At 72.6% G+C, this 9,307-nt stretch carries 6 protein-coding genes and 1 pseudogene; 4 read left to right on the top strand and 3 right to left on the bottom strand.

Annotated features, from left to right (window positions below; genetic code table 11):
- Positions 1–441: pseudogene (locus AC13HU_RS23645) on the bottom strand (hypothetical protein); the annotation flags it as partial.
- A gap of 202 nt (positions 442–643) precedes the next feature.
- Between AC13HU_RS23645 and AC13HU_RS23650 the strand changes: the two are divergent.
- The gene (locus tag AC13HU_RS23650) at positions 644–2,698 is read left to right on the top strand and encodes an MFS transporter (RefSeq protein WP_483043949.1); all 2,055 of its coding nucleotides are present in this window, start codon (positions 644–646) and stop codon (positions 2,696–2,698) included.
- A 93-nt stretch (positions 2,699–2,791) separates the two neighbouring features.
- Here AC13HU_RS23650 and AC13HU_RS23655 read toward each other — a convergent pair whose 3' ends face one another.
- Together AC13HU_RS23655 and AC13HU_RS23660 are read right to left on the bottom strand one after the other, a co-directional pair.
- Positions 2,792–3,022, bottom strand: a complete 231-nt coding sequence (locus tag AC13HU_RS23655) for a DUF397 domain-containing protein (protein ID WP_483043950.1) — start codon at positions 3,020–3,022, stop codon at positions 2,792–2,794.
- A gap of 23 nt (positions 3,023–3,045) precedes the next feature.
- A complete protein-coding gene (locus tag AC13HU_RS23660) occupies positions 3,046–3,900 on the bottom strand; it encodes a helix-turn-helix domain-containing protein (protein WP_483043951.1) in 855 nt (284 codons plus the stop codon).
- Between the two features lie 429 nt (positions 3,901–4,329).
- On the opposite strand from AC13HU_RS23660, the gene lanKC reads away from it, so the two are divergent.
- The 3 genes from lanKC to AC13HU_RS23675 form a co-directional block, all read left to right on the top strand.
- Complete coding sequence (lanKC, locus tag AC13HU_RS23665) at positions 4,330–7,368, top strand: class III lanthionine synthetase LanKC (protein WP_483043952.1); 3,039 nt, start codon at positions 4,330–4,332, stop codon at positions 7,366–7,368.
- A 95-nt stretch (positions 7,369–7,463) separates the two neighbouring features.
- Complete coding sequence (locus AC13HU_RS23670) at positions 7,464–7,583, top strand: SapB/AmfS family lanthipeptide (RefSeq protein WP_366412036.1); 120 nt, start codon at positions 7,464–7,466, stop codon at positions 7,581–7,583.
- Between the two features lie 124 nt (positions 7,584–7,707).
- On the top strand, positions 7,708–9,307 hold a 1,600-nt coding region (locus tag AC13HU_RS23675; RefSeq protein ID WP_483043953.1), incomplete at its 3' end, for an ABC transporter ATP-binding protein.

Consider the following 9,307-nt stretch of genomic DNA (forward strand, 5'->3'; position numbering starts at 1 on the left):
CTCCACGCCCGAGTACGTGGCGGGGAACAGGCCCAGGTCGGCGGGGGCGGGCCCGTCGTCGTCCGTCGGGCCGGGCGGGTCGGCGTCGATCAGCCGCCGTACGGTGCTCTCGCCCTGCTCGGGATCGGCGACGTAGGGGCGCAGCCGCAGCGGGTGGAAGCCCTCGACGGCCGCCACGGCCGCGGCGCGCTGCGCGGACCGCTCGGCGGCCCGTGTCCCGCCCGCGTCGTCCTCGGCGCCGCCGGCGCCGATGCCGGGGCCACCTGCCCCCGAGCCGTCGGCGGCGACCGGGACGCCGTCCGCGCCAGTGCCCCCGATGCGGTCCTCGGCCATGCCGTCACCCCTCGCGGCGTGGTCGCCCTGGGCGTACGCGTACGGCCGGTACGACTGGTCCGGCCGGTCCTGCCGGCCGTCCCGTCTGTTCGGCTGCTCCGGCGCCACTGGGTCCCCTCCCGCAGTTCGTCCTCGGATCCGCACGGTCCGTTCACACGGCGCGCGCGAAGTCTCCGGTGATTATGCCGATACGACACGCCTGCGGCACAGCGTGCGGCGGTAGTGGTGACCTGTTCCGCAGGCCATAACCGTACAAAGGGTGAGAATATGAGCTTCTGGCCCTCGGGGAGACGAGGCGAGGAGCTGCCACATGGCCCAGGACACCAGCACCGCCGCGGCACCGGCGGCGGCACCGGGCGAGCAGCAGGACAAGCGCGCGGTACGGATCGCGATCGGTGCGCTTGCCCTCGGTCTGCTGCTGGCCGCGCTCGACCAGACCATCGTGTCGACCGCGCTGCCCACGATCGTCAGCGACCTCGGTGGCATCGACCACCTGTCGTGGGTGGTGACCGCCTACCTGCTGGCGTCCACCGCGGCAACTCCGCTGTGGGGCAAGCTCGGTGACATGTACGGCCGCAAGCGGCTGTTCCAGACCGTGATCGTGATCTTCCTGGTCGGCTCGGCGCTGTGCGGAATCTCGCAGAGCATGGGCGAGTTGATCGCGTTCCGGGCGTTGCAGGGCCTGGGCGGCGGCGGGTTGATCGCGCTGTCGATGGCGATCGTCGGCGACATCGTGCCGCCCCGCGACCGCGGCCGCTACCAGGGCGTGTTCGGCGCGGTGTTCGGCGCCGCGAGCGTGCTCGGGCCGCTGCTGGGCGGGGTGTTCACCGAACAGCTCTCCTGGCGCTGGGTGTTCTACATCAACCTTCCGATCGGCGTCGTGGCGCTCGCCGTGATCGCCGCGGTGCTGCACATACCGGTCCGCCGCACCGCGCACCGCATCGACTACGCCGGCATGGCGGTGGTGGCCGCGGCCGCGACCTGCCTGGTGCTGGTCACCTCGCTCGGCGGCACCACCTTGGCGTGGAGCTCGCCCGGCATCATCGCGCTGGCCGTGGTCGGGATCGCGCTGGTCGGGGTGTTCGTCAGGATCGAGCGGCGCGCGCAGGAGCCGGTGCTGCCGCCGCGGCTGTTCAAGGTGCGCACCTTCCTGATCTGCTCGGGCATCTCCTTCATCATCGGCTTCGCGATGTTCGGCGCGATGACCTACCTGCCGACCTTCCTCCAGGTCGTGCACGGCTACTCGCCGACGCTGTCCGGCGTCCACATGATCCCGATGGTGATCGGGCTGCTGATCTCCTCCATCGGTTCCGGCCAGATCGTCAGCCGCACCGGCCGCTACAAGGTCTTCCCGATCCTCGGCACCGCGGTCACCGCGGTCGGGCTGATCCTGCTGCACCAGCTCGACGAGTTCACCTCGACCTGGGTGATGAGCCTGTACTTCTTCGTCTTCGGCCTCGGCCTCGGCCTGGTGATGCAGGTGCTGGTGCTCGCGGTGCAGAACGCGGTCGGCTACGAGGACCTGGGCTCGGCCACCTCCGGCACCACCTTCTTCCGCTCCATCGGCGCGTCCTTCGGCGTCTCGGTGTTCGGCACCGTCTTCACCAACCAGCTCTCGGACAAGCTGGGTTCCTCGCTGCGCGGTGTACGGGTGCCGGCCGGTCTGGACCCCGCCAAGCTCCAGTCCGACCCGACGGCCATCGCCGGACTGCCCAGCGCCATCAAGGACCCTGTCCTGCACGCCTATTCGCAGTCCATCACCACCGTCTTCCTGTGGGCGGTGCCGGTCGCGCTGCTCGGCTTCGTGCTGGCCTGGCTGCTGAAGGAGCAGCCGCTGCGCGGGTCGGTGACGGCGCCTGACGCCAACGAGACGTTCGGCACCAACCCGGTGGAGCGCTCCTCGCTCGACGAGATCGCCCGCTGCCTGTCGGTGCTGGGCAGCCGGGAGACCAAACACGACCTGTACCGCCGCGTCACCGACGCGGCCGGCGTCGACATCCATCCGGCCACCAGCTGGCTGCTGTTGAGAATCGCGCACCAGGGCGAGGCCGACCCGGTGGAGCTGGCCGAGCACGCCACGGTGCCGAGCGCGATGATCGAACGGTCCGCGGTCGAGGCGGAGACCCGCGGGTTCGCCGTCCGCGACGGCAACCCCCTGGTGCTCACCGAGTCCGGAAAGGTGCTGGCCGCCCGGCTCGGTGAGGCCCGCCGGAGCGTACTGGCCGACCTGCTCGGCGACTGGGACCCGTCCCGGCACACCGAACTGGCCGCGCTGCTGACGAGGTTGAGCGGGCAGTTGAGCGGCGGCGACCACGACCGGCCGGAACGGCCCGAGCGGCCGGCACACGTCCGCCGGGTGGTCTGAATTCCTCCCGCCACGTGCGGGCGCCGCCACTTGCGGGCACGGGGGACGCCACCCCGGTGAAGCTCAGGGGGAGCCCCCACCGGCAGGTCACCCTCAACCGACGGAGCGCGGCACCCGGGCGGGTCTGGCGCCCGAGGCCGTCGAGGTCGGCGCGGCCTTGAGGAAGCGCAGGAACCGCGCCAGGTCCTTGCGCGTAGTGGTCAGCACCACCGCGGGGTTGTCGCTCTCGCGGAGGAGGACCGCGCCCCCGTGTGCGGTCAACTCGACACAGTCCCCGCTGTCTTGCGAGTACGTGGACTTCTGCCAAGCGAGGGGCGCGGTCATGGGGTGAGGGCCCTTTCAGAGGTTCAGAGATCTCGGGAGACGGTGTGGATGAAGTCGCGCGACTTTTCCCGGTCCAGCGCCACCTTCGTGAGGATCTCGAATCGGTTGAGGTAATTGGCGAGTTGGGTGGCCGCGTGCAGCAGGATCACCCCGTGTGCGGAGTCGATCTGCACGGTGTCCAACTGGGGGACGGTTCCACTCGCATAGAGCATCGCGTGGCTGGATCCGACGTGCCCTTCGGAGGCGAACGGAATGACCCGCACGCTTATCTGCGGCAGATGGCTCAGCTCCTGGATGTGTTCCAGTTGGGCCTTTGCCACCTTCGCCCCGCCGAACCGCATCCGGAGCGCGGCCTCGTGGACCAGTGCTTCGTACGGCGGAGCGGCTTCGCGGTGCAGGACATTGGCGCGTTCCATCCGGTGGGCGACCCACGCCTCCAACTCGTTGTTGGGCAGCGGCGGGACCGCGTGGCCGACGACGGCCCTGGCGTACGCGTCGGTCTGGAGCAGCCCGGGGATATGGCTGACCTGGAGCGGGCGCAGCTGGACGGCGTAGTGCTCCATCTCGGAGATGTCGAGCATGCCGGCCGGCACCACCCCGCGGTATGCCTCCCACCAGCCCTTGCGGCCATGGCCGTTGGCCATGCCGACCAGGGCGTCGATCAGCGTGGCGTCCCCGCATTCGTAGAATGCGGCAAGACGCCGTAACCGCTCTTCACTGACACCGAGCCGACCCGCCTCGATGTGACTGACCTTCGCCGGGTCGGTGCCGAGCAGCCGCGCGGTGTCGCGGGCGGTGATCCCCGCGGCTTCCCGCATCTTCCTCAGCTCCGCGCCTAGGCGCTCCTGTCGGGCGGTCGCGGTGCTTCTGAGCGGCATGGTGTCCCTTCTTGGTGCTGGTTCCGAGTGTGCCGTTCCGCTCTCGCGGGGTCCAGATCGTTTCTGGAAATTTCGGCGACAATGTTGCAGTGGTGCATTATTGCCCCATAATGCCTCGGTGGTGTTGCTCTCGCACAGTCAACTCCCTTGCTGAAGTGCTGCGTTGGCCGGGTCTACCGGTAGCGGGAGTGCCTTCGGAGCCCGTGTGGCGGGTCTGTTCAATGCGGCGGAAGAGTCAGGCGAGGAAGCACGTTCACGCTGAGCGAACACCGAGGGCGTCCGCAGCGGAACGCACGGTGGCGGCCGCATGTCATGTGATCCGGCTGTCCGACATATGCGTTCCGCACGGCGATGAGGTGACAACGGTGACTTCTCCCGATTCCGCTCGCGTGCCAATCTCGGTCCCGTCACCGCGAAAAGGGGGGATCGATGGACAACCGCTACGAGGTTTTCTGCCTCGCCGACCGGCATTTCTACGAGAGCCTGGACCGGCTGTCCGCGACGACCGGGTCCGAACCCGGTGCCGGGAACGGCAACGGGAAGGCGGCCGGGGCGGCCCGGGACGGACAGCCACCGCGCGCCGCCGCCGTACCGCTGTTCGACACCGCGCGGCGCCCCGTCCCCGACGGCTGGCGCGCCGTCCGCAACGGCGACTGGCTGCACGTCGATCCGCCGGCCGGCGAGCGGGTCTACCCCGCGCAGGGCTGGAAGGTGCACGCCTCCGCCACCCTGGAGTGCGCCGACAAGGTGGCCGCGAAGGTCTGGGACTACTGCGTGCCGCGGAACATCCCGTTCAAGTTCGTGCCCGGGCCGCAGCTGCTGCAGCTGCGCAACTCCAAGTACGCCGGCCGCGACGCCTCCGGGAAGTTCGTCACGATCTACCCGGCCGACGAGGAAGCGCTGCGGGTGGTGCTCGACGAACTCGGCGCGCTGCTCGACGGCGAGCAGGGACCGTACATCCTCACCGATCTGCGCTGGCGGCAGGGCCCGCTCTACGTGCGCTACGGCGCCTTCGCCAAGCGGTACTGCGTCGGCGGGCGCGGCACGCTGGTGCCCGCGGTCGAGGACGGCGAGGGGCGGCTGGTGCCCGACGACCGGTCGCCGGCCTTCCACATGCCCGACTGGGTCACCCTGCCGGACTTCCTCGCACCGGAGTTGGCCGCGCGCAACGCCACCACCGTCGGCGACCTGCCGTACCGCATCGAGAAGGCCCTGCACTTCTCCAACGGCGGCGGCGTCTACGCCGGCACCGACACCCGCACGGGTGACAAGGTCGTGCTCAAGGAAGGCCGTCCGCACGCCGGGCTGGCCTCCGACGGCGCCGACGCGGTCACCCGGCTGCGCCGCGAACGCGACGCGCTGCGGCGGCTGTCCGGGCTCGGCGTCGCCCCCGAGATGCGTGACTGGTTCACCGTCGGCGACCACCGCTTCCTGGTGATGGACTTCGTCGAGGGCAAGCCGCTCAACTCCTACTTCGCGCACCGTCACCCGCTGCTGCGCCCCGACCCCGACCCGGCCGACGTCGCCGACTTCACCCGCTGGGCGCTGCGCATCCACGCCGGTGTGGAGGAGGCGGTGGCCGCGGTGCACTCACGCGGACTCGTCTTCAACGACCTGCACATGTTCAACATCATGGTCGCGCCCGACGACGAGACGGTGTCCCTGCTGGACTTCGAGGCCGCCGCCCGCGCCACCGACAACGGCCGCCAGGCCGTGGCCCATCCCGGCTTCGTCGCGCCACCCGACCGCCGCGGCACCGCTGTCGACCACTACGCCCTCGCCTGCCTGCGGCTGGCCCTGTTCCTCCCGATCACCACCCTGTTCGCCATCGACCGCGGCAAGGCCGCGCACCTGGCCGAGGTGATCGCCCGGGAGTTCCCGGTGCCGGCCGGGTATCTGGAGGAGGCGGTGGCCGAGATCACCAGGACGGTCGAGGGCACGGATGGTGGGGCCGGCCGGCACGGCGCGGATCAGGGCACCGCCGGGAGCGGTCGGAGCGCCGCGGACACGGCGGGAATCGCGGGCCTTGGGGGAGCGGCGGACGGTCGGCCCGTCAACGGCACCGACCTCCGCGCGAGTTCACCCTCGCGTGACCTGCACGTGCAGGTGGACGAACCCGATCGAGCAGCCGGCCCCGGCAGTTCGGGCCGGTCCGGCGCTCCCGGTACGACCGGCACCCCAGAAGTCCCAGGCGCCCCAGGCGACCCCGGTGCGACCGGCCTGCCCGCCGGCACCCGCCCGGGGCCGCCGCGCAGCTACCTGCCCGCCGAGCCGCGCGACTGGATCACCGCGCGCAACTCCATGGCCGCGGCGATCCTCGGCTCCGCGACCCCCGGCCGCGAGGACCGCCTCTTCCCGGGCGACATCGCGCAGTTCTCCGACGGTGGCGGCCTCGGCGTCGCCCACGGTGCCGCCGGCGTGCTCTACGCCTTCGACCAGATCGGCCTGCCCCGCTACGATGAGGGCGAGCAGTGGCTGCTGGCACGCACCGCGCAGCTGCCGAACGGCATCCCGCTGGGCCTGTACGACGGCGTCGCCGGCATCGCCTACGTCCTCGACCGGCTCGGCCACACCGAACGCGCCGTCGCGCTGGTCCGCACCCTGCTCGCCGAGAACTGGCAGCGGCTGTCCTCCGACCTCAACGGCGGCCTCGCCGGCATCGGCCTGGTGCTCGACAATCTCGCCCACGCCACGGGCGAAACCGACCTGCGCGAGCGGGCGTTGGAGGCCGCCGGGATCGTCGCCGGGCGGATCGCCGCCGAGGCCGAGCAGCAGGCGCAGACCCAACAAGCGCACGCGAAGGGGCCGTTGCCGCAGCAGGCCGGGCAGGGCTCGCAGCGCGGCGGCCCCCCGCGCCGGGCCGGGCTGATGCGCGGCGCCACCGGCCCCGCCCTGCTCTTCCTGCGGCTGTACGAACGCACCGGCCTCCCCGCGCTGCTCGGCCACGCGGCCCGCGCGCTCGCCCTCGACCTCGACTCCTGCGTCGTCACCGCGAGCGGAAGCCTCGAAGTCGACGAGGGCTGGCGCACCATGCCCTACGTGGGCGCCGGCAGCGCCGGCATCGGGCTGGTCCTCGACGACCTGCTCGGCCTGGCCGGCACCGGCGACCTCGCCGAGCCGGACGCCGAGCGCTTCGAGCAGGCCAGGACCGGCATCATCCGGGCGGCCACCGCACGGCTCTACGCGCAGCCAGGGCTCTTCGTCGGGCGGGCCGGGATGATCCTGCACCTGGCGCGCACCACCGCACCGGGTGTCCCCGACGGCGCGCTCGCCGCGCAGATCGACGCGCTCGGCTGGTACGGCATGGCCTACCGCGGCGAACTCGCCTTCCCCGGCAACCAGATGATGCGGCTGTCCATGGACCTCGGCACCGGCACGGCGGGCTGCCTGCTCGCTCTCGGTGCCGCGAACGTCGGCCAACACCCCACGCCCAGGCTGCCGTTCCTCCCCCCACCGCCCGCGTCCTGACCGCGGGCCCCACGAACCGGTCCGGGCAACGACCCGGGCCGTGCAACACCCTGCCGAAGTTTTTCGGCGCCACCAATGGAAAGGAAACACCTGACATGGCACTTCTCGACCTTCAGGACATGGAGCCCGCCGAGTACGGTCACGGCGGCGAGAACGCCAGCTCGTTGAGCCTGCTGAGCTGCGTCAGCACGGTGAGCTTCCTGATCTGCCTGTGACGTCACGGCAGTTCGACCGGTGAACAAGCCCCGCCCCCCGCACCCGGGGGCGGGGCCCCGGCATGCCCGCCGCCGCATTCGTACCCGTTCACCCGCACGCCACCACGCGCCGGAGGAGGAACGCATGGCCGACCATGACGCGGCGCCGCCACCCCGCGTGGTGCGGCCCGCGACCCGCGGCAGCCGACTCGCCGTCTGCGCCGTCGCGCTGCTCGCGGGGGTGTCCGTCGGGCTCGGCCTGGTGCTGCCGACCGTGCTCGGGCACGCCGTGGACCAGGTGCTGCGCGGGCAGGGCGGCGGGCGCTGGGTGTGGGGGTGCGCCGCGGTCGTCGCCGGGCAGGTGCTGGTCGGCGCCGCGAGCGACGTGCTCGCGGCCGTCTCCGGCGCCCGCGTCACCGCGGCGGTACGGCGCCGGGCGGTACGCCATGTACTGGCCGCGCGGGTGAGCGGCGGCGGCGACCTGGTCACCCGGCTGGTCGGCAACGCGGCCGACGCGGGCGCCGTGCCGTCCGCCGTCGCGACGCTGCCCGCCGCCATCGGCACCCCGCTCGGCGGCATCGTCGCCCTCCTCCTGACCGACCCGTGGCTCGCCGCCGCGTTCCTGCTCGGCGCCCCGCCGCTGGCGCTGCTCGTCCACCGCTTCGCCCGCGCCTCCTCCGACAGCGTCGCCCGCTACCAGGACGCCCAGGGCCGGATCGCCGCCCGGCTGGTCGAGGCGATCAGTGGCGCCCGCACCATCGCCGCCGCCCGCACCGAGGAGCGCGAGGCAGCCCGGGTGCTGCGGCCGCTGCCCGAACTCAGCGCCCAGGGACACCGGATGTGGCGGGTCCAGGGCCGGGCCACCGCGCAGGCCGCCGTCCTCGTGCCGCTGCTCCAGATCCTCGTCCTCGCGGTCGGCGGACTGCGGCTGGCCCAGGGCGAGTTGACCGTCGGAGGGCTGCTCGCCGCATCACGCTACGCGCTGCTCGCCACCGGAATCGGAGCGGTGGTAGGGCAGTTGGGCGCCCTGGTGCGCGGCCGGGCCGCCGCCCGCCGGATCGCCGGCGTCCTCGCGGTGCCCGCGCCCGCCCACGGCACGGCCCGGTTGCCGCAGGACGGCCCCGGCACGCTCGAACTGCGCGGCGTCACCGTCACCCGCGGCGGCGAGACCGTACTGGACCGGCTCGACCTCACCGTGCCCGGCGGCAGTTGCGTCGCCGTCGTCGGACCGTCCGGCGCGGGCAAGTCCGTGCTGGCCGAACTCGCCGGGCGGCTCACCGACCCCGACGAGGGCGTCGTCCTGCTCGACGGCCGCCCGCTGTCCACCCTCAGCCGGGCCGAACTGCGCGACGCCGTCGGCTACGCCTTCGAGCGGCCCGTCCTGCTCGGCGACACCCTCGGCGACGCGATCGCCTTCGGGCCAAGGAAGTTGACGCCCGAAGCCGTCACCGGCGCCGCCCGCGCGGCCGGCGCCGACGGCTTCCTGCGGCTGCTTCCCGACGGCTACGCAACCCCGCGCGCCGCCGCCCCCCTGTCCGGCGGAGAGGTCCAACGCCTCGGCCTGGCAAGGGCATTCGCCCACGGCGACCGGCTCCTCGTGCTCGACGACGCCACGTCCAGCCTCGACACCGTCACCGAACTCCACGTCGCCCACTCCCTCCTGCACGACCCACGCGGCCGCACCCGCCTGCTCACCACCCACCGCGCCGCCACCGCCGCCCGCGCCGACCTCGTCGCCTGGCTCG

It is taken from the genome of Streptomyces sp. NH27, from assembly GCF_056859195.1.

Bases quoted from the DNA above. Each gene is read 5' to 3' on its own strand.
- lanKC (WP_483043952.1), top strand. From the start codon at position 4,330: ATGGACAACCGCTACGAGGTTTTCTGCCTCGCCGACCGGCATTTCTAC.
- AC13HU_RS23650 (WP_483043949.1), top strand. From the start codon at position 644: ATGGCCCAGGACACCAGCACCGCCGCGGCACCGGCGGCGGCACCGGGC.
- AC13HU_RS23660 (WP_483043951.1), bottom strand. From the start codon at position 3,900: ATGCCGCTCAGAAGCACCGCGACCGCCCGACAGGAGCGCCTAGGCGCG.
- AC13HU_RS23670 (WP_366412036.1), top strand. From the start codon at position 7,464: ATGGCACTTCTCGACCTTCAGGACATGGAGCCCGCCGAGTACGGTCAC.
- AC13HU_RS23655 (WP_483043950.1), bottom strand. From the start codon at position 3,022: ATGACCGCGCCCCTCGCTTGGCAGAAGTCCACGTACTCGCAAGACAGC.